This is a genomic window from Streptomyces sp. NPDC127068, from assembly GCF_042724695.1.
Classification (GTDB): Bacteria; Actinomycetota; Actinomycetes; order Streptomycetales; family Streptomycetaceae; genus Streptomyces.
Genome location: NZ_JBHXEN010000015.1, coordinates 8,122 through 28,339 on the forward strand (window position 1 = coordinate 8,122; position 20,218 = coordinate 28,339).

Annotated in this window: 16 protein-coding genes; 4 read left to right on the plus strand and 12 right to left on the minus strand. The window is 73.2% G+C overall.

Annotated elements, in window-relative coordinates:
• The first annotated feature begins 115 nt into the window (after positions 1-115).
• Positions 116-406 (plus strand): hypothetical protein, encoded by a 291-nt coding sequence (locus ACFWIA_RS11835; RefSeq protein WP_387002882.1) that lies wholly within the window; start codon positions 116-118, stop codon positions 404-406.
• A 37-nt stretch (positions 407-443) separates the two neighbouring features.
• Here the strand turns inward: ACFWIA_RS11835 and ACFWIA_RS11840 are convergent, their stop codons facing one another.
• The 4 genes from ACFWIA_RS11840 to ACFWIA_RS11855 all read right to left on the minus strand — a co-directional run bounded on the left by ACFWIA_RS11840 (position 444) and on the right by ACFWIA_RS11855 (position 4,974).
• Positions 444-1,769 (minus strand): hypothetical protein, encoded by a 1,326-nt coding sequence (locus tag ACFWIA_RS11840; protein WP_387002884.1) that lies wholly within the window; start codon positions 1,767-1,769, stop codon positions 444-446.
• Positions 1,770-1,834: 65 nt separating this feature from the next.
• Positions 1,835-2,800: a glutamate ABC transporter substrate-binding protein gene (locus tag ACFWIA_RS11845; protein WP_387002886.1), complete on the minus strand. Its 966-nt coding sequence runs from the start codon at positions 2,798-2,800 to the stop codon at positions 1,835-1,837.
• A 14-nt stretch (positions 2,801-2,814) separates the two neighbouring features.
• A complete protein-coding gene (locus ACFWIA_RS11850; RefSeq protein ID WP_387002888.1) occupies positions 2,815-4,389 on the minus strand; it encodes a hypothetical protein in 1,575 nt (524 codons plus the stop codon).
• Between the two features lie 201 nt (positions 4,390-4,590).
• A complete protein-coding gene (locus ACFWIA_RS11855; RefSeq protein WP_387002891.1) occupies positions 4,591-4,974 on the minus strand; it encodes a winged helix-turn-helix transcriptional regulator in 384 nt (127 codons plus the stop codon).
• Between the two features lie 88 nt (positions 4,975-5,062).
• Here ACFWIA_RS11855 and ACFWIA_RS11860 point away from each other — a divergent pair, with 88 nt between their 5' ends.
• Positions 5,063-5,740, plus strand: a complete 678-nt coding sequence (locus ACFWIA_RS11860) for an NADPH-dependent F420 reductase (RefSeq protein WP_387002893.1) — start codon at positions 5,063-5,065, stop codon at positions 5,738-5,740.
• A 96-nt stretch (positions 5,741-5,836) separates the two neighbouring features.
• On the opposite strand, the gene ACFWIA_RS11865 is transcribed toward ACFWIA_RS11860, so the two are convergent.
• The 6 genes from ACFWIA_RS11865 to ACFWIA_RS11890 all read right to left on the minus strand — a co-directional run bounded on the left by ACFWIA_RS11865 (position 5,837) and on the right by ACFWIA_RS11890 (position 12,727).
• Positions 5,837-6,850 carry an N-acetylglucosamine kinase gene (locus ACFWIA_RS11865; RefSeq protein ID WP_387002895.1) on the minus strand — a complete coding sequence of 338 codons (1,014 nt, stop codon included), beginning with the start codon at positions 6,848-6,850 and terminating at the stop codon, positions 5,837-5,839.
• A complete protein-coding gene (locus ACFWIA_RS11870) occupies positions 6,847-8,112 on the minus strand; it encodes a 6-phospho-beta-glucosidase (protein ID WP_387002897.1) in 1,266 nt (421 codons plus the stop codon). The genes ACFWIA_RS11865 and ACFWIA_RS11870 overlap by 4 nt, the downstream gene beginning before the upstream one ends.
• 9 nt (positions 8,113-8,121) lie before the next feature.
• Positions 8,122-9,030 (minus strand): carbohydrate ABC transporter permease, encoded by a 909-nt coding sequence (locus ACFWIA_RS11875; RefSeq protein ID WP_387002899.1) that lies wholly within the window; start codon positions 9,028-9,030, stop codon positions 8,122-8,124.
• Positions 9,031-9,033: 3 nt separating this feature from the next.
• Entirely contained in the window at positions 9,034-9,978 is a 945-nt protein-coding gene (locus ACFWIA_RS11880) for a carbohydrate ABC transporter permease (protein ID WP_387002901.1), read from the minus strand.
• A 2-nt stretch (positions 9,979-9,980) separates the two neighbouring features.
• Positions 9,981-11,321: an ABC transporter substrate-binding protein gene (locus tag ACFWIA_RS11885; protein WP_387002903.1), complete on the minus strand. Its 1,341-nt coding sequence runs from the start codon at positions 11,319-11,321 to the stop codon at positions 9,981-9,983.
• Positions 11,322-11,521: 200 nt separating this feature from the next.
• Positions 11,522-12,727 (minus strand): ROK family transcriptional regulator, encoded by a 1,206-nt coding sequence (locus ACFWIA_RS11890; protein ID WP_387003059.1) that lies wholly within the window; start codon positions 12,725-12,727, stop codon positions 11,522-11,524.
• A gap of 308 nt (positions 12,728-13,035) precedes the next feature.
• Between ACFWIA_RS11890 and ACFWIA_RS11895 the strand changes: the two genes are divergently transcribed.
• A complete protein-coding gene (locus ACFWIA_RS11895; RefSeq protein ID WP_387002905.1) occupies positions 13,036-14,133 on the plus strand; it encodes a MerR family transcriptional regulator in 1,098 nt (365 codons plus the stop codon).
• A 374-nt stretch (positions 14,134-14,507) separates the two neighbouring features.
• Here the strand turns inward: ACFWIA_RS11895 and ACFWIA_RS11900 are convergent, their stop codons facing one another.
• Positions 14,508-15,566 (minus strand): mechanosensitive ion channel family protein, encoded by a 1,059-nt coding sequence (locus ACFWIA_RS11900; protein WP_387002906.1) that lies wholly within the window; start codon positions 15,564-15,566, stop codon positions 14,508-14,510.
• A 375-nt stretch (positions 15,567-15,941) separates the two neighbouring features.
• Between ACFWIA_RS11900 and ACFWIA_RS11905 the strand changes: the two genes are divergently transcribed.
• Positions 15,942-16,478 carry an HNH endonuclease gene (locus ACFWIA_RS11905; protein WP_385487306.1) on the plus strand — a complete coding sequence of 179 codons (537 nt, stop codon included), beginning with the start codon at positions 15,942-15,944 and terminating at the stop codon, positions 16,476-16,478.
• A 44-nt stretch (positions 16,479-16,522) separates the two neighbouring features.
• On the opposite strand, the gene ACFWIA_RS11910 is transcribed toward ACFWIA_RS11905, so the two are convergent.
• Entirely contained in the window at positions 16,523-19,660 is a 3,138-nt protein-coding gene (locus ACFWIA_RS11910) for a beta-N-acetylglucosaminidase domain-containing protein (RefSeq protein ID WP_387002909.1), read from the minus strand.
• Positions 19,661-20,218: the final 558 nt, after the last annotated feature.

Consider the following 20,218-nt stretch of genomic DNA (forward strand, 5'->3'; position numbering starts at 1 on the left):
CCCCGGGGTGTACCCCCCAACCTGCCGGGGGGGGGGGGGGGCCCCCCCCCCCGCCCCCTCCACCCCCCCCCCCCCGCCCGGCCCGCGGCGCCCCCCCCCGCCGGTACGGCCGGACGTGTTCACCGACACCGAGCGCTCGGTCAGCCGGCCCGACACCGAACGGGCCCGCGACAGCCGCCCGGACACCGAACGGCGCGACGAGGAGGAGCGCGCGGAGCGTCCGGAACGTGCCGACCCCGCGGAACCCGAGAGGCCGGACGCGCTGCCCGCCCCCGTCGCACCCGTACCGGACCCGGTCGCACCCGTACCCGTCGTGCCGGGGGAGCCCGGGCCGCTCCCCGCGGAGACCACCGGCGCCAGCCCGCACGTGTCGCAGTACAGCTCGCCGCCGCCCACGTCCTCGTAGGCGCCCTCGCAGTCCGGCCGTTGGCACGTCGTCCCGGTCATCGGTTCCCCCTCCCGTCCACGGCGCCGCCCTGGTCGGGCACCCCCGGCACCAGTACCTCGGCGGCGGCCCGCTGGTAGCGCAGCACCGCCGACTCGGCCGCCCGCAGATCGCAGGGCGCGCTCCACAACATCCGGCGCGCCAGGTCGTACCGCTCGATCAGCAACGGGTCCTCCGCCAGGCCGTGCCGGGCCACCTTCGCCTTGTACGCGTCGAGCCGACCGCGCAGCTCCGCCCGGACCGCGAGCGGCGCCGTCACCGCGGTCAGCGACTCCCGGGCCCGCAACAACTCGTCCTCCGCCCGCTGCTCCAACGCCTCCAGCAGCGGCGACAGCCGGTGCCACTGGGCGTGTCGACGGTACTCCGAGGCCGCCGCCAACTGCTCCTGGAGCGCGGTCGGCGGTCCCGAGACCGCGGGGACCTCCGAGGCCGCGATCTTGGCCAGCACCTCCCCGCGCGCCGAACGGGCCTCCGCCAGCGTGCGGTCCGCGCGGGACAGCACGTCGCGCAGCCGCAGCAGCCGGGCCTCGGCGTCCTGGCGGACGGTGAGCACCGCGTCGATCTCCCGCCGCACCTCCTCCAGGGCCCGGGCCTCCCGGTCGTAGCGTCCGGTGTCGGGGCGTCCGCCGCCCGGGGCCGAACTGCCGCGCGCGGGACTCCAGAACGCCAGCGGATCGGACACCACCTGTTCCCGCAACAGGGTCAGGGCGCGGGTGATGCGCTCCAGATCGTCCCCCGACGGGTGTGCGCCGGGGCGCACCCCCACCGAGTGGGCGAGCCCACGGGTGCGCTGGAGTTCGGCCGCCAGCAGGTCGATCCGGGCGGGCAGCGCCGACCACACCGCGTCCGCCGAAACCACCAGGTCGAGTGAACTCGCGTACAGGTCGTTCATGACGGAGACCAGTTCCTCCAGCGTGAACTGGCGGCTGAGCCGGGGCGGGCCGGTGAGCGCCGGTGCGGCTCCCGCCTCGGCGCCCTCGGGGCCGGGGACCGTCACGCTGGGCCCGCGCAGCAGCTCCGTCAGCCGCGCCAGGTCCTCCTGGCTGGACCAGCGTCGGCGGGCCCGCAGCTCGCGGGCCGAGCGCAGCACCTGTGCGTAGCGTTCGAAGTAGGCCCACAGCACGGAGATCGAGGCGTCCGTCCGTGCCCACCGCTCACGGGTGGTGCCGGTCAGTTCGGCGCCTTCGAGCAGCCTGCGGCCCGCGTGGTCCTGGAGCGCGAGGAGCGACGTCTCGATGGCCTCGTGCTCCGCGCCGAGCCGCGCCAGCGCACGGTCCACCTCGTCCCGGTCCATCACCGGACCAGCGGGTCCCGTGCTGCCCATCGATCACCTCACTGTTCTCGGTCGTGCCCCGGTGGGCCGGATCGGACCTGCCGTCGTGCGTCGTCTCAGTCGCGGTACTGCGGGGCCGGCGGCTTCACGTCGGGGCCCAGGTCGTCGGCGAGCCACTTGTCGTAGGACTCCTGCCACTCCTGGACGCGGTACTCCACGAGGATCTGGTTGACCCGGCGCACCAGGTCGTCCGAGCCCTTCTTCATCGCGATGCCGTAGTACTCCGTCGTGAACGGTTTGCCCTTCAGCTGCACCGTCGGGTCCTGGGCGGCCTGCCCGGCCGCCAACGCGCTGTCCGTGACCACCGCGTCCACTTCGCCGAGTTGCAGTCGGACCAGGCAGTCGAGCTGGTTGGGCACCGTGGTCGAGACGTCCGCGCCGTAACTCTTCGCCTTCAGCGCGGTCTCGGCCGTGGAGCCCTTGGCCGAGCACACGCGCTTGTTCGCCAGGGTGCGGTTGTAGCCGGTGATGGTGGAGTCGCGGGGGGCGAGGACCTGCTGGCCCGTCGTGAAGTAGGCGGTGGAGAAGTCGACCTGCTCCAAGCGTTCGCAGTTGATCGTCATGGTCCGCACGATCATGTCCACCTGCCCGCTCTTGAGTGCGGGTATGCGCTGGTTGGTGGGGATCGCCCGGAACTGGACCGGGCCGCCCGGCAGGATCTCCCGGGCGATCGCCTTCGCCAGGTCGATGTCGAAGCCCTCCAGGCTGCCGCCGTCCTTGTTCGGGTCGCGGTAGCCCCAGCGGTAGCTGTTCTGGTCCACGCCGATCACCAGGCGTCCGCGCTTGCGGATCGCGGCGACCGCGGGCCCCGTTTCGGCACTCGCGCGCAGGCTGGACGCCTCCGGGTTGCAGTCCTCGGCCGCGGTCTGGAGGCCGTCGGCCACCCCGAGCCCGCCCAGGGGGGTGTCGTCCCCGTTGCTGTGGGCCACCGGCAACAGGACGAAGAGGGCCGTGAGGACGCAGGCGACCGCCATCGCGGCGACCCCGCCCCAGCCCCGCAGGCTCACGCGTCGCGCACTCATCGTCGCGTCCCCTCTCACCGGTACTCCGAAAGCCTGCGCCCGATGCCGAGCAGGGCGAACGCGGCGGCCAGCAGCGCGAGCGCCGCGGCGCCCAGGGCCAGGGCGTTCATGCTGCTCGGCGCGTGTCCGACGGCCTTCTTGAACTCGCCCTGCTCATGCGCGAGTGCCTTCTCCAGGGCCGCGTCGACCGCGTCGAAACACTCCCCGGTCGGCCGGTCCTCCGTACCGACGCACCGGCCCGTCGGTTTGTCCTTCTCGGTACCGATGATCTTGTCCAGGGCGCCCTGGTAGTCGCCCGCGTTGTCCCGGTCACGGGCCACTCCGTGCCGCTCCTGCCAGACCTTCATGGCGTCGGCGGCGTCCGAGACGGGCGTCCTGCCGTCCGCGTCGTCGGCGAGGTCCAGGGCCGCCGCCAGCAGACCGGGCCGCCCCTCGGCGCCTGCGAGCAGGCCCATCTGCTCGTTGTACGCGGCGTCGTACTTGTCGACCGGGACGTCCTTCACCGTGACCGTCTCGGCGCCGCGGCTCACCAGGGTCAGGTTCTCGTTGCCGCGGGCCTTCAGCGACGCCAGACGGGCGTCGTTGAGGGCGTTGAGCGAGCGCACCCCGTGTTCGTACGAGTCGTTCAGCCCGGAGCGGGCCACCGAGTGCCCTATGACCAGCCACAGCAGGACGACCGTCGAGGCGGCGGTCGCGGCGAGCAGTCCGTGGTTGAACACCCGGTGGGTGCGCAGGTAGTTGCGGCGCTGGGCCCAGGCGAGGGCGGCCAGGGCGAGCGTGCCGACCCCGATGGCCACCCACGGGTAGGGCGTCGCGCCGTCGTAGTCGGCGCGCAGCCGGGCGTTCTCGCCCTTGTAGAGCTTCTCCGCGGCCGGCAGCATCTCGGTCTGCATCGTGTCGTTCGCGTACCGCAGGTAGGCGCCGCCCAGCGGCAGGCCCTGCCGGTTGTTGGCGCGGGCGCGCTCCACCAGGCCCGTGTACCGCGGCAGGAGTTGGTTCAGGTCGGCGATGGCGGCGGCGGACGCGGAGCCCGGTTCCGCTCCGGCGGACGCCGCGGCGAGCTTCTCGGAGGCGGTGTCGATGTCCCGCCGGTACCGCTCGATCACCTGCGCGGGCTCCTGGCCGCCTGCCAGGAAGCCGCTGGACGCGGCGGTGTTGGCGTCGGCCAGCGAGCGGTAGACCGCTGCGGCTTCCGAGGCGAGGGGCTGGCTGCGGTGCAGGACGTCGTCGGCCGCGGCGGCGCGGTCCGTCACCTGCCAGGAGGTCACCGCACCGAACCCGATGACCAGCAGGGCGAGGACGGCGCCGATGATGCGCAGCCGGCCAGGCTCGGTGGTCGCCGCCGCGCGGAGCCGGTCCACGCCTTCCGCCCAGGCGGACCGGCGGGGCGACAAGGCCAACGGGGGCGCCGGTGGCGCGGGGGAGGGGTGCGCGGGGTGCGGCTGTGCGGGTGCGGAGGGCTGTCCGGGCACGCCGGCCGGTGCGCTGACCGGTGCTCCGGACCTGCCCGGTGTCGGTCTGGTGGACGGGCTGCCGGTGGGTACGGCTCCGGTCGGTGCTTGCGTGCCGCGGTGCGACGGATGTGTCATGCGGCCTCCCCCGTGGTCATCCGTCCATCCCCCTGCGCTGCCCGTTCGGTGCGGCCAGTATCACCGTAGGCGTCCCCTCGCGCACGGGCATTGCCTGGATCTTGCGCCCTCCATGGGTGAATACGCCCTCCGAGGGTGTTCGGTTCCCTCTCGCACGCTCCGTACACACGATCGAGTGGTTCTGTGGGGTCCGGCGCCCCCCTACCCGTCGGTACGGGGCGGACCCGGCGGGGTGGCGGCCTCCGCTGCCTCCTGCGCGGCCATCACCTCGTCGCCGTGCTCGAAGGCCCAGGCCCCGAAGGCGTCGATGGGGGCCAACAGCGTCCGCCCCAGGTCGGTCAGCCGGTACTCGACCCGCGGCGGCGCCCCGGGCAGTGCGTGCCGCGTCACCAGCCCGTTGAACTGGAGGCGCCGCAGGGTCTCGGTGAGGACCTTGGAGCTGATGCCCCCGATGTGCTCCCGCAGTTCGACCGGGCGCCGGGGGCCGTCCCGCAGCGCCCAGAGCACCACGGCGTTCCAGGTGTGGGACAGGAGGTCGAAGGCGAGGCGAGCGCGGCAGTCGGCGAGGAAGGCGTCGGTCGTCACGCACCACATGGTGCCCGACGGGCCGCCTAGCGTCGTGGTGAACGGCCGGAGCGGGCACCGCGGGGCGGGTTACGGAGGGGAATACGTGATGAGGATCGGCGTACTGGGCACGGGCAACATGGCGGACGCGCTCGCCACCCACTGGGTGCGGGCCGGGCACGAGGTGGCCGTGGGCGGTCGGGACGCGGGCCGGGCGCAGCGGCTCGCGCAGCGCATCGGCCCCGCCGCGCACCCCGCCGGGCTGGCCGCGGCGGCCGGGTTCGGGGAGGTGGTCCTGGTGGCGCTGCCGTTCGGCGCGGGGGCCGAGGTGGTGCGGGAACTGCACGGGGTCCTGGCCGGCAGGGTGCTGCTCGACTGCTCCAATCCGGTCGGGCCAGGCTTCCGGTTGCTGACCGGCCAAGGGCCTTCGGCTGCGGAGCAGTTGGCCGCGGCGGCGCCGGAAGCCCGGGTGGTCAAGGCGTTCAACCTCTGCCACGAGGACGTGTGGCGCATGCGGCCCCCCGTCTTCGACGGTCGTCCGCTGGCGGTTCCGGTCTGCGGGGACGATCCACAAGCCCTCGCCCTCGTCCGTGCGTTGGTGCGGGACGCGGGCTGCGACCCGGTGGCCGGCGGCGGGCTCGACCGGGCGGGGCTCCTGGAGGCGACCGCCGCGCTGTTCATCTCGCTCTGGGTCGGCGAGGGGGTGGACGCCCAGGCCGTGGCGCCGCCGCTGGCCTACGCGACCGGACCGGCGCGTGCGGAGCGGACGCCTCCGCCGGCCGGCTGAGGGCGCGGAGCGGCGCCGCTCCCGGATGGCTGCCCGTGCGCCGGCCCGTGCAGGGGGCGGGCCGGCGCAGGGGCGTGGCCGGACACAACACCCGGCCTAGGAGAAGTGCTCCCGCAGGCGCTGTTGGGCGTCGTCGTCCGCGCCGATGCGGTCCAGCCCCAGCAGGGCGGAGCCCAGCACCGGGCGCTGGGTCACCACCTGGGGCACGGCCTTCGGCGCCCGCTCCGCGAGCCGTTCGCGCACCCCGGCGTCCAACTGGGGGTGCCGGGCGGCCAGGATGCCGCCGCCGAGCACCACGGGCGTCTCCTCGTCCAGCAGTTCCAGCCGCCGCAGCGCCACCACCGCCATGCTGACGACCTCGTCGGCGAGCCGGTCGACCAGGGAGCGGGCGACGGGGTCGCCCTCCTGCGCGGTGGCGAACAGCACGGGGGTCAGCTCGTGGCAGCGCCCCGCGGGAACGTGCCCGAGGTGCAGCGCCTCGATCAGCGCGAACATCGTGTCGAGCCCGAAGTGGCGGGGCAGCGCCTGCGCCAGCTCGGTGGGCTCGCCGCGCCCGTCCTCGGCCCGCGCCCCGCACCACAGGGCCTCCTCTGCGAGTCCGAGGCCGCCGCCCCAGTCCCCGGAGATCTTCCCTATCGCGGGGAACCGTGCGGTGCGACCGTCGGGCCGCATGCCCACGCAGTTGATGCCCGCCCCGCACACCACGGCCACCCCCCGCGGTTCCGCGACCCCGGCCCGCAGCAGGGCGAAGGTGTCGTTGCGCACCTCGACGCTGTCGACCGCGCTCCAGCCCCGCCGCCGCAGGGCCTCGGCGAGCTGTGCCTCCTCCACCGGCAGGTCGGCGTTGGCCAGGCACGCTGACACGTGCCCGACCGAGGTGACGCCGGCCTCGGCGAACGCCGGCGCCACCGCTTCGGCGAGCGCGTCGACCGCCGCCTCGACGCCCACCTTCGGTGGTTGGAACCCGCCGCCGCGGCCGGTCCCGGCCACCCGTCCGTCGGCCAGGACCACCGCGACGTCGGTCTTGCTGTTCCCCGCGTCGATGGCGAGCACCGGCCGGCCCGCCACGGCGGGCGGTCCGGGCCGCTGCGACGGGGCGGAGCCGCTCATGCCCACGCGAGGTGCTCCCGGTTGTGCGCGATCAGTTCGTCGGTGAGCTTGTCGGCGTACTCGACCTGCCCGATCAGCGGATGGGCGAGCAGCGTGCGGAACACCCGGTCGCGGCCCCCGCGCAGCGCGGCGTCCAGCGCCAGGTCCTCGTACGCCGTGACGTTGGCGACGAGCCCCGCGTACAGCGGGTCGAGCTTCGGGACGGCCAGCGGACGGGCTCCCTCGGGGCCGACCTCGGCCTGCACCTCGATCACCGCGTCGTCCGGCAGGAACGGCAGGGTGCCCCGGTTGAGGGTGTTGACCACCTGGTACGGGCTGCCGCCCCCGCCGAGCAGCGCGGCGGCCAGGTCGACGGCGGCCTCCGAGTAGAAGGCGCCGCCGCGCTTGGCGAGCAGGGCGGGCTTCTCGTCCAGGGCGGGGTCCCCGTACATCTCCAGGAGTTCGCGCTCCATGGCGGCGACCTCGGCGGCCCGCGACGGCTTGGTCCGCAGTTCGCGGACGACCTCGTCATGGGCGTAGAAGTAGCGCAGGTAGTAGGAGGGCACCACGCCGAGCCGGTCGAGCAGGGAGCGGGGCAGGCTGAGCGAGGAGGCGATGGTGTCGCCGTGCTCGGCGAGGAGCTTCGGCAGCACGTCCTCGCCCTGCGGCCCGCCGAGCCGGACCCCGGTCTCCCAGGTGAGGTGGTTGAGCCCGACGTGGTCGAGGTGGACCTCGCCCGGGGTGACGCCCAGGTGGTCGGCGAACCGCCGTTGGAAGCCGATCGCCACGTTGCACAGCCCGACGGCCTTGTGACCGGCGTTCAGCAGTGCCCGGGTGACGATGCCGACCGGGTTGGTGAAGTCGATGATCCAGGCGTTCGGGTTGGTGCGCCGGACGCGTTCGGCGATGTCGAGGACGACCGGCACCGTGCGCAGCGCCTTGGCGAGGCCGCCCGCGCCGGTGGTCTCCTGACCGATGCAGCCGCAGGTCAGCGGCCAGGTCTCGTCGTTGTTGCGGGCGGCCTGGCCGCCGACGCGCAGTTGCAGCAGGACCGCGTCGGCGTCGGCGACGCCCGCGTCCAGGTCGTCGGTGGTGGTGATGGTGCCCGGGTGGCCCAGCTTGGCGAAGATCCGCCGGGCGAGCCCGCCGACCAGCTCCAGCCGGTCGGCCGCCGGGTCGACCAGGACGAGTTCGGAGACGGGCAGGGTGTCCCGTAGCCGCGCGAATCCGTCGATGAGTTCGGGGGTGTAGGTCGACCCTCCGCCGACCACGGTCAGTTTCATCAGTAGTACTTAGCCCTTCACTCCAGTGAGCGTGACACCCTCGACGAACGCCTTCTGGGCGAAGAAGAAGACGAGGATGACCGGTGCCATGACCAGCACGGTCGCTGCCATGGTCAGGTTCCAGTTGGTGTGGTGCGCGCCCTTGAACGATTCCAGTCCGTAACTGAGCGTCCAGGCGGCGGGGTTGTCGGACGCGTAGATCTGCGGTCCGAAGTAGTCGTTCCAGGCGTAGAAGAACTGGAAGAGGGCGACCGCGGCGATGCCCGGCTTGGCCATCGGCAGGACCACCCGCAGCAGGGTCCGCAGCTCCCCGCAGCCGTCGACCCGTGCCGAGTCCAGGTACTCGTCCGGGATGGTCAGCAGGAACTGCCGCAGCAGGAAGATCGAGAACGCGTCGCCGAAGGCCATCGGGATGATCAGCGGCCAGAGCGTTCCCGACAGGTCCATCTGCTTCGCCCAGAACAGGTACATCGGGATGATGATGACCTGCGGCGGCAGCATCATCATCGAGATGACCAGCATCAGCGAGAGCTTGCGGCCCCGGAACCGGAACTTGGCGAGCGCGTACGCCACCGGGATCGAGGACACCACCGACAGCACGGTCCCCAGGCCCGCGTAGAGCAGGGTGTTGCGCCACCAGGTGAGGAAGCCGGGGGTGTCCCACACGGTGAGGTAGTTGTCGAACTTCCAGTCCCGCGGCCACAGGTCGCGGGTGAGTGCCTGTTGGTCGCTCATCAGCGAGGTCAGCAGCACGAAGGCGAACGGCAGCAGGAAGAACAGGGCCGCCGCCACGCCGAGCGAGTGCACGGCGATCCAGTGCAGCAGGGCCTTGCGGCGGGCGGTGCGCTGGGCGGGTGTGACGGGGGCCGGCGCGGGGCGTGCCGCGCGCGCCGGGGTCTTCTCGGTCACCTGGGCCATGGGTCAGTCACCGGTCCCGATGAGGCCGCCGCGGCGTCGCATCAGCAGTGCGGTGAACGCCATGGCGAGGACGAACAGGACGAGCGCCCCGGCACAGGCGGTGCCGTAGTCGAAGCGCTGGAAGCCGACGTTGTAGACGAGTTGGGGCAGGGTCAGCGTCGAGGCCTCCGGATAGCCCGGCTCGAAGGGCTGCCCGGAGCCGCCCATCCGGCCGGAGGCCACCTTGGCGGCGACGATCGGCTGCGTGTAGTACTGCATGGCCGCGATGACGCCGGTGACCACCGCGAACAGGATGATCGGGGAGATGTTCGGCACCGTCACGAACCGGAACCGTTGGAAGCGGGAGGCCCCGTCCAGCTCGGCCGCCTCGTACTGCTCCTTGGGCACGTCCAGCAGGGCGGCCATGAAGATGACCATGAGGTCGCCGATGCCCCACACGGCGAGCACGGTCAGCGCCGGCTTGGACCAGTCGGCGTCGTTGAACCAGCTCGGCGCGGAGATGCCCACCGACTCCAGCACGGAGTTGACGGGGCCGGTCCCCGGGTTCAGCAGGAACACGAAGGCCAGCGTCGCCGCGACCGGCGGTGCGAGGTAGGGCAGGTAGAACAGGGTCCGGAACACCCCGGTACCCGACTTGATCTTGGTGATCAGCAGTCCGATGCCGAGCCCGAAGGCGACCCGGCAGGTGACCATCACCAGCACCAGCCAGAGGGTGTTCTGCATCGCGGGCCAGAACTTCGGGAAGTCGTTGAACAGGTAGGACCAGTTGTCGAGCCCGTTCCAGGTGGGCGGTGCGAAGCCGTCGTACTGCATGAACGAGAAGTAGACGGTCGACACGAGCGGGTAGGCGAAGAAGACGGCGAACCCGATCAGCCAGGGCGAGAGGAAGGCGAGCGTGCGAAGCGCCGAACGGCGGCGCTTCGCCCGCAGCGTGTGCTGGGTGGCCACGGTTACCGCGCGACCTTCGCGAGGTCCGTGTCGATCTGCTTGGCGGTCTCCTCCAGGCCGGCCTGGAGGTCCTTCACCTTGCCGGCCTCGTAGCGGTAGCCGAAGTCCTGGAGCGTGTTCTGGTACCCGATGCCGTCGACCGCGCCGGGCGAGGTGTTCGACTTGGGGTGCTTGGCGATGTCCAGGAAGGTCTTGAACCGCGGGTCGAGCTTCAGATCGGGCGAGTCGAGCGCCGCCAGCGTGGACGGGACGTTCTTGATCCCGTTCGCGAACTGCACCACCGCGTCGGTGTCGGTGGTCATGTACTTCATCAGCTTCCAGGCGGCGTTCTTCTTCTTGCTCTGCGGGGCGATGCCCATGATCGTCCCGGACAGGTAGCCCTTGCCGTACTCGTCCACCTCGTCGTCCGCGACGGGTAGCGGCGCCACCCCGATCTCGAAGTCGACGTCGGCCGCCTCGGCCATGCCGAGCCGCCACTCGCCGTCCAGCTGCATGGAGACCTGACCCAGGTGGAAGGGGTGCTCCGCGGCCCACTCGTCGCCGAAGGTGGTGCGGTACTTCTCCAGCTTCCCGAAGCCGCCGAGTTCGTCGACCAGCTTCTTCTGGAAGGTGTACATCTCCGCGAACGCCGGGTCCTTGGCGATGTTGGACTTGCCGTCCGCATCGAAGTACTCGTGGTTCCACTGGGACATGTAGTGCGAGACGACCGTCTCGTAGCCGTGGTAGTTCGGCATGAAGCCCAGGGTCTCGTAACTGCCGCCCTTGGTCTTGGTGAGCCTCTTGGCGACCTCCAGGAACTCGCTCCAGGTCTTCGGCGGCGCCTTGATCCCGGCCTTCTTGAACTCGTCCTTGTTGTAGTAGAGGCCGTAGGCGTCCGACAGCAGCGGCAGCGCGCACCGCTTGCCCTCGAACTGCGTGTACTCCAACAGCACCTTGGAGAACGTCTTCTCCAGGTCGATGCCGTCCTTCTCGATGAACGGGGCGAGGTTCGTGAAGGCGCCCGAGGAGCAGAACTTCCCGACGTTCGCGGTGGTGAACGAGGACACCACGTCCGGGCCCTTGGAACCGCCCGCCCGCAGCGCCTGGTTGAGCTTGTCGTCGTTGATCGCGCCGACGACCTTCACCTTGATGTTCGGGTGCGCGTCCTCGAAGCGGGCGATGTTGTCCTCGATCGCCTTCACCTCCGAGGGGGCGGTCCAGCCGTGCCAGAACGTGATCGTCGTGTTCTTGGACGCGTCGTCTTCGGCACCCGTCGACGACTCGCCCGTACAGGCCGTCGCGAACAGGGCTATCGAGGTGGTGGCGGCCAGGGCGGCCGCGGCCTTCCGACGGAATCCGGGCATGACGGTGTCTCCCTTGAGCGGGTCGGGGCAAACGGGTGGTGTGTGCGCCGTACGTGCTGTGCGGGGATGTGCTGGTGGTGCCGGACGGGGCTGGGGGTAGGGGACGGGGGACTGGGGGTGCGCGGTGATGCGTGATGTGTGGTGCGTGTGGTGCGTGGTGCATCCGGGTTCCCGGAGGGGGCCGGATCCCGTGGGGGGGCTTAGGGGGCGCGCGAGGTGTCGAAGACCTCGTCGCGGGTGGCCGCCAGCGCGCTTTCCAGCGCGCCGCGCAGCACGGGGTGTCCGTCGACCGTGCCGACGACCAGCTTCGGCCGGGAGGCGGCCAGGTCGGCCAGTTCGGCCTGGACCAGCGAGCGCAGCGCCTCACCACCGGCGGTGAGCACCGAGCCGCTGAGCACGATGAGTTGGGGGTCCAGCACGGAGACCAGGGAGGCGAGCCCGGTCGCCAGCCCGGTCGCGTAGGTGCGCAGCAGGTCCTGGTACGCGTCGCCGATCCGGCCGTGGTGGCGGGACGTCTCCGGGTCGGCGAGGTGGTCGACCGCCCGCCCGATCAGAGTCGCGGCGGCTTCCGGGTGGGGACCCTGCGGCACCGGGACGATGCCCAGCCGGCGGGCGAGCCGGGCGACCACCTGGGCCCCCGCCAACTCCTGGTAGCCCCCGCTGTTGGTCTTCGTGACCTGACGCATCAGCGGGGCGCCGGGCACCGGGAGGAACCCGACCTCGCCCGCACCGCCGGTCCACCCGCGGTGCAGCCGGCCGCCGATGACCAGGGCGGCACCGAGCCCGTCCTCGTTCCACAGCAGCACGAAGTCGTCGTGCCCGCGGGCCGCACCGAGCCGCTGCTCCGCCACGGCCGCGAGGTTCACGTCGTTCTCGTAGCCCACGGGCATCGGCAGGGCCGCGGCCAGGTCGTCCAGCAGGGTGGGGGAGTGCCAGCCCGGGAGGTGGGAGGCGTAGCGCAGGCGTCCGGTGTTCGGGTCGAACGCGCCCGGCGTCCCGATCACGAGCCGGTGCACCTCGCCCGGGGTCAGCCCGGCGGCGGACGCGGCTCCGTCCACCGCCTCGGTCACCAGCTCGACCACCGGTCGGTCGCTGTGACGGCCGGGGGTGCGCAGGGCGTACTCGCCGACGGTGCGGCCGGTGACGTCGGCGACCGCCGCGCGGATGCCCTCGGGGCGGACGTCCAGCCCGGCCGCGTGCGCCGCCGTCGGGTTCACCCCGTAGAGCTGGGCGTTCGGACCGGGACGGCCCTCGGTGGTGCCGGTGGCGCGGACCAGGCCGGCGGCCTCCAACCGGGCCAGGAGCTGGGACGCGGTGGGCTTGGACAGCCCGGTGAGCTTGCCGATCCGGGTACGGGACAGGGGCCCCTGCGCCAACAGCAGGTCCAGCGCCGCGCGGTCGTTCATGGTGCGCAGGACGCGGGGGGTGCCGGGGGTGGTCGGCGCGCTCTGGCCACTGCCCGGGCCGGGATGCCAGACGGGGCCGCCGTGACCGCCGTGACCGGTGGGGTCGGTCGAGGTCATCGCGGAATCACCTGCCCTTCCCGTCCCGGAGCACTGTTAGGAAACTTTCCTATCCGTTGCAGGGAAGGTAGGGGCGAGCACGCGCGGTCGTCAATGGAGCGGGCGGCCGGCTACCAACTCGTTATCTGCGCCCCCGCACCGGCCCCGCCCGGCTTGACCCTCAAGCCGCTCGAAGGGAGAGGCTGAGACGCATGGACGAACAGAACGACCCGGGCGCACCCGGTGACCCGGACACCGACGCGCAGCCGGACGGACTGATGGGCATCGGCGCGTTCGGACGGCGAGTGGGACTCGCCGCCAGCGCGCTGCGCTTCTACGACGACTGCGGGGTACTGCGGCCCGCCCGGGTGGACCCCGTCACCGGATACCGGTACTACGCCCCTGACCAGGAGCAACGCGCGGTGCGGGTGCGCCGGTCGCGGGCGGCCGGGGTGCCGCTGGCCGATGTGCTGGCCGTGCTGGACGGTCCGCCCGAGGACGCCCGGACCGTCTTGGAGGACCACGCCCGACGGGCCGGGGAAGCGGCCGACGCGGCCCGCGCCGCGGTACGGGACCTCCTGGTCGAGCTGCCGGACCCGACCGCGACCGCTCGGGTCGGCGGCGCGGAGTTCTCCCGTGCGCTGCGGCAGGTGGTCACGGCGACGGCGAGCGGTGCGGTGCGGGCCGAGCACCCCGTGCTCGGCTGTCTGTCGGTCGAACTGGACCACGGGGAGGTCCGGGTGGTCGCCACCGACCGGTACCGGCTCGCGGCCCGCACGCTACGGGCCGATGCGGGGCGGGGTGGGCCCCGGTCGTTCCTGGTCGGGGCCGAGCAGGCGCGGGAACTCGCGGGGTGGGCGCTGCCGCTGCCGGAGGTCACCGTCGAGGCGGGGCCCGAAGGGGTGCGGTTGCTCGGTCCGGACGGGGAGCGGTCGGTGCGCGTCGCCCCCGGGGAGTTCCCCGACTGGCGGTCGGTGCTGGCCGGGCTCGGACCGGTGCGGCAGCGGGTGGTCGTCGACCGGGCCGCGCTGCGGGGGCCGCTGGTCGCGGCGGGCGAGCGGTACGTGACCCTCACGGCGGGGCCGGACGGGGTCGTCGTCGACGGGGAGCCCGTACCGCGGGCGCTGTGCACCGGGCCGCCGCTGCGGATCTCGTTCGACCCCGGGGTGTTGTTGCCCGCGGTGGACGCGGCGGTCGGGCCCGATGCGCTGTTGGAGGTCCGGGCGGTGGACGGCCCCGTCGTGGTGCGTTCCGCGGACCAGGGCAGCTTTACCACGTGCGTGATGCCGGTACGGGTTCCTGGCGCTTGAGCTCCTGCGGGTGCGTTGTCCCGTGCGGGTGCGCTGTGGCTTTGCGCAGTTCCCCGCGCCCCTTCGGGTGCGCTTCCCTGCGGGTCCGCGGTCCCGTGCGGGTGCGCTGTGCGTCTTGCGCAGTTCCCCGCGCCCCTAATCGGGGCGTTCCCCACCGCCGTCCGGCAACGAGGCCCCGATAGGGGCGCGAGCAACCCCCGCGGACCCGCAGCCGAACTCCCGGCGGGAGGTCCCCGATAGGGGCGCGGGGAACTGCGCGAGCAACCCACGCGGGGCCGCAGTCGAACTCCGGGCGGGAGGTCCCCGATAAGGGGCGCGGGGAACTGCGCGAACCAACAGCGCACCCGCAGGGGACAGCGGGCCCCGGGAGCGGGCTACTTCGTGAGGTTGGTCGGGGGGATGGGGGACGCCGCCATCGACTGCGGCGACGCGGTGTTCGCGTACGCCGACGGCGCGGACACCCCCGCCGTCGGATCCGCGGACTCCTCCGCCTGCTGGAGCGGCAACCCCCCGACGATCCGGATGCCCGCCGCGTCGAACGCCCGCTTGATCCGCCAGCGCAGCTCCCGCTCGATGCCGAGCGACTTGCCGGGCATCGTCTTCGCCGTGACCCGGATCACCATCTGGTCGATCAGCACGCTGTCCAGGCCGAGGACCTCAATGGGACCCCACAGCTGCTCGTTCCACGGCTCGTCCTTGGCCATCCGCTCGGCGACCTCCGTGAGCGTCGCACGGACCCGGTCCAGGTCCTCGCTGGGCCGCACCGTCACGTCGACGCCCGCGGTGGACCAGCCCTGCGAGAGGTTGCCGACCCGCTTCACCTCGCCGTTGCGGACGTACCAGATCTCACCGTTGTCGCCGCGCAGCTTGGTCACCCGCAGCCCCACCTCGATGACCTCGCCGGAGGCCACGCCCGCGTCGATCGAGTCCCCGACGCCGTACTGGTCCTCCAGGATCATGAAGACGCCGGACAGGAAGTCCGTGACCAGGTTGCGCGCGCCGAAACCGATCGCGACGCCCGCGACGCCGGCCGAGGCCAGCAGCGGCGCCAGGTTGATCTGGAACGTCGACAGGACCATCAGCGCGGCCGTGCCCAGGATGAGGAAGGACGCGACCGAGCGCAGTACCGAGCCGATCGCCTGCGAGCGCTGGCGGCGGCGCTCCACGTTGACCAGCAGCCCGCCCAGCGCGGTGCCGTCGACGGCCTGCACGGTGCGGTTCATCCGGTCTATCAGCTTGGTGATGGCCCGCCGGATGACCACCCGCAGCACCACGGCGATGACGAGGATCAGCAGGACGCGCAGACCGATGCTCAGCCACGTCGACCAGTTCTGCTCGACCCAGCTCGCGGCGTTCGTCGCCGACTCGTGAGCGTCCTCCAGGGTGACGGGACCCGGGTCGGCGCCGGTGACCGGCAGGACGGACAGGAACACGGCAGGTACCTCCAGGCATCAGCGGCCTGCCCGCTGGGGGACGGCGGGGTGGGGCGACCCGCCGGGATCGGGCAGACACACCACACTAACGGGGCAGTGTCGCCCGAACAGTGCTCCGATCGCCGCGCACGGGGGCGTTCGACGGGCTCACCGGGCGGCTGCGGGGACCCGCTCCCACCAGGGCGGGAGCAGGGGGCGGGGACCCCGTACCACGAGGTGGCGGATGGTGGGTGCCGGCGATGGTCGGGGCGACGTGAGAATAAACTCCCTCGCCCCGTTACCGGGAGGTGGTGGCGCGTCGACCAGGCAAGAGGAGAGACTGAACCAGATCGTCCCGGCGCGAGCCACGCGCCGCCGGCGTACAAGGAGGCATACGTGCCGCACGTCCTGGTCCTCAACGCGTCGTACGAGCCCCTCGGCGTCGTACCGCTCCGCCGCGCGCTCGTCCTCGTCCTGGAGAACAAGGCAGTCTGCCTGGAGGAATCCGGCGCCTTCATGCACAGCGCGACCGTCACCGTTCCAGCACCGAGTGTAGTGCGGCTCAAGCGCTTCGTCCGGGTCCCCTACAGGGGGCCCGTTCCTCTGACCCGGCGTGCCCTGTTCGCCCGTGACGGCGGGCGCTGCATGTACTGCGGCGGCGTCGCGACCAGCGTCGACCACGTGATCCCGCGCAGCCGGGGCGGGCAGCACGCCTGGGACAACGTCGTCGCCTCCTGCCGCCGCTGCAACCACGTCAAGGCGGACCGCCACCTGGTGGAGATCGGCTGGCGGCTGCGGCACGAGCCGGCGCCGCCGACCGGGCTGGCCTGGCGGATCATCGGCACCGGCCACCGGGACCCGCGCTGGCTGCCCTACCTCCAGCCGTACGGCGCCGATGACGCACTGGCCCGGATCGACGGCGTCTCCGCCTGACGCCGTCCGCCGCGGGACCAGTCCCCACCTCCTGCTTCACCGCTTCACGGCTTCACTGCGTATGCCTCCACCGACCAGAGCGAGTAGCCGAAGCGGGTGGCCCGCCGGTCGCCCTGGACCCGGACGTGACGGACGTCGCGGGCGTCCATCCGGACCGACTCCCGGCCCCCGCGCCCGTCCGCGACGGTCGCCACGGTGCGCCACGTCCGGCCGTCCGAGGACACCTGCACCCGGTACCGCGCGGCGTGCGCCTCCCACCGCAGGACCAGTTCGCCCAGCCGCACCGGGCGGTCCAGCTCCACGGACCACCAGGAGCCGTCCTCGACGGGGGAGGACCAGCGGGTGGCGGGGTCGCCGTCGACGGCCGCGGCGGCCGGGAAGTCGGGGGTCTCGTCGGCCGAGGAACCCGCCCGGGCCCCGCGCGCCAGATCGGGCCCGCCGGTCTCCGGGAAGGCCCGCACGGTCAGCACCCGGGTCTCGCCGCCGAACGTCACCGGGACGTCGTACGTGCCCGACGGGGTGTCCTCGGGCACCGTCAGCGTCAACGGGACGTCCAGCCGGGTGCCGCGCGGCACCAGGACCTGCTTCGGCACCCGCACCCGGATGCCCTCGGGCGCCTTGACGGTCACCTTGCCGCGCACCGCGCCGGGCCGCTGGGCGGTGAGCCGCACCGTGACCTTCTGCGCCCCGCCCCCGATCGCCGCGTCGGCCTCCGTACGGGCCAGTGCGAAGGCGACGGCGGGCGTGTCCGCGTACCAGGGGACCAGGTGCCGCACCCGGGACGGTTCGGGGCCGCTGATCCGGATCGACCGGGCCGTCAGGTCGCTGGTGGACAGTTCGGTCCAGCCGTCCGCCGACAACGCGCCCAGGCGCCGCCAGCCCTCACCGGGGACCAGGGCCTCCACCGTGCCGACGGTGCCCGGCTCGGTGAGCGCGGTCACCGCCAGGACCGGGCGGGACCGCTCGAAGGCGAGCGTCCGACCGTCGCCGGAGCCGGTCGGATCGGGTTCCGACGCGGCCCCCGACCAGGTGTCGAAGGCGGTCCGGGCCCGTTTCAGGAACGGCTCCAGGACCCCTTCGCCGACCGTCACCCCGGCCGCCTTCAGCTCCCGCAGCCGCCGGTCGAGATCGCGCGCGTGCTCCCAGGCGGCCGGGCCGTCGGCGCGCTCCTGGGCGGCCAGCAGGTCCAGCGCCGCCGCCCCGGCGGCCCCGTACCGGGCGAGCTGGTCGGCCCACGGTTTGGTCTCCCCGTACAGCTCGGTGCCCGCGAGGTCGTCGGGCACCCGGGTGAGCTGGACGAACGCGTCGCGCAACCGCTGCTCGGCGCCCTCCCGGTCCTTGCCGCCCGGCAGCCGGGACGCCCAGAACGCGTCGACGAGCGGACGCAGGTACGCCGACTCCTCGGCGCCGAGCACCGAGGACGCGTCGTGCGCGGCGAGCGCGGTCACCGCCGCCCGGGTCCGCTCCGCGTTCCCGTTCGCCGTTCCCTCCGCGACGGCGTCGATCGCGGCCCGCCAGGAGTCGCCGGGACGGTAGGCGCGCGGGTTCCAGGCGAAGTCGGCGGCCGTGAACAGCGGGATGCGGGACGCCACCGGCTGCTGCATCGCATTGCCCAACAGGGCCGCCGAACCGCCCGCCACGGCCGGTTCGCGCCCCAGGTACGGGCCGAGGAAGACCCGGTCCCGGGCGAAGTCGTTGATCGGGTAGTTGTCCATCGTGACCACGGGCCGTCCGAACGCGGACCGGGCCCGGGCGAGTTCCGGGCCGGTGATGGTCCGCGGCACCACCCCTACCCCGGTCCACGCGACCTCGACGGGGGCCCCGACCGACGCGGAGTCGTCGAGCCCGGCCGCCAGCGCCCGCCGGTAGGGCGTCTCGCCGTCCTGGTAGAACTCGGTCGGCATCACCGACAGCGGCGCCGCGTCCGGGTGACGGGCGGCGAGGTGCGCGGCCACCGCGCTGGCCACCCGCGCGTGCGCCCGGGCCGCGGCTTCCGGGCCCGAACCGAAGGCCTCGGCGTCCGCGCGGCAGTGCCACTCGCTGTAGCTGATGTCCTGGAACTGGAGTTGGAAGGCCCTGAAGCCCAGCGCCCACATGGCGTCCAGCTTCCGGGTCAGCGCCCGCACGTCCGCGTCCGACGACAGACACATGCGCTGTCCCGGGGCGACCGCCCAGCCGAGGGTGACATGGCCGTCGCGGGCCCGCTCGGCGAGCTCCCGGAACTGGGCGCGCTGGGCGGCCGGGTAGGGCTCCCGCCAACGGGCCTGCCGGTACAGGTCGTCGCCGGGCGCGTACAGGTAGCGGTTCTGCTTGGTGCGGCTGAGGAAGTCCAGCTGGTCGAGGCGCTGCTCATGGGTCCACGGGGTGCCGTAGAAACCCTCGGTCATCCCGCGGACCGCCGTCCCCGGCCAGTCCCGGACGGCCGCCCCGGCGATCCGCCGCCCGTCCACGAGTTGACGCAGCGTCTGCACCGCGTGGAACAGTCCGTCGGCGCCGCTGCCCGCGAGCGCGACGGTGTCCCGGCCGTCGGCCCGGCCGACCGCGAGGCGGTAGCCGCCCGCCGGCAGGTCGCCCCGGGCGGGGGCGCCGAGCTTCCGCAGCACGCCGTCCAGCACGGCCCCTTCGCCGCGCCCGCCGAGCGGACCGCCGCCCCCGGTGTCCGGCCCCGCGCGCACCACCAGCGCGGGGCCGGCGGGCACCCGGTCCGCCTCGGACAGCCGGGTCACGCGCCGCGCGCCCGCCTCCTCGAACAGGTCGGTCAGCGCCCTCACCGCCCGCTCGTCGGTGCCGGTACCGGTGCCGGTGACGAGGACCACCTCGTCGGTGATCCGGGCGAACGCCTTGCCGGTGCGCAGGTGCTGGGGGCGCGGCCACACCGCGGGCACCGGGCCCTCGCTGACCCGGTCGCCCGGGTCCGGCGCGGACGTCCCGGACACCCCGGGCACGGGCTTCTCGGCGGTGGCTCCGCTGGCGCCCGGCGCGTTGCCGGTCTGTCCCGTCGCCTGCCCGCCGGGGGCGGTGCCGGTACCGGGCGTTGCGCCCGGCGGCGCGGACTGTTCGGCCGGTCCCGCGGCGGTGGGGCCGCCGATCCCCGTGGGGCCCATCGCGCTGGGCCCGCCACCGAGTGCTCCCGCCATCAGGGCCACGGCGACGGCTCCCGCCTTCGTCCTGCGCTTTACCACGGCACCCGACCCTTCCGCCCGTGCTGGGCCGCCGTTGGCCCAAAACGTTATGGAGCCCACCACCAGGTGGGGGAACGTGTCAACGTCTGTGGCCGAAGTGTCGTAATTGCCCGGACGGAGCAGCTTCTGCGGCGTGCTGACGTGTCGTCGGCGACAGTGGTCCCATGACGACGGTCCTGGGCCCCGCGCACCCGTCGTGGTGCGATGCGCTGTGCGTGCGCGGTCCTGAGAGGTGCGCTGTGGTGTTGCGCAGTTCCCCGCGCCCCTTATCAGGTGCGATGCGCTGCGCGTGCGTGGTGCGTTTCGCGCAGTTCCCCGCGCCCCTATCGGGGTGCGTCCATCTCCACGTGCGCTGTCCTGCGGGGTGCGCTGTGGTGTTGCGCAGTTCCCCGCGCCCCTCATCAGGTGCGATCCGCTGCGCGTACGCGTCCCGATAGGGGCGCGGGGAACTGCGCAAATCCACTACGCACCCGAGCAGGACCACGCACGCGCAGCGAAACGCACCTGATAAGGGGCGCGGGGAACTGCGCGAATCGCACCGCGCACCCGAGCCGAACC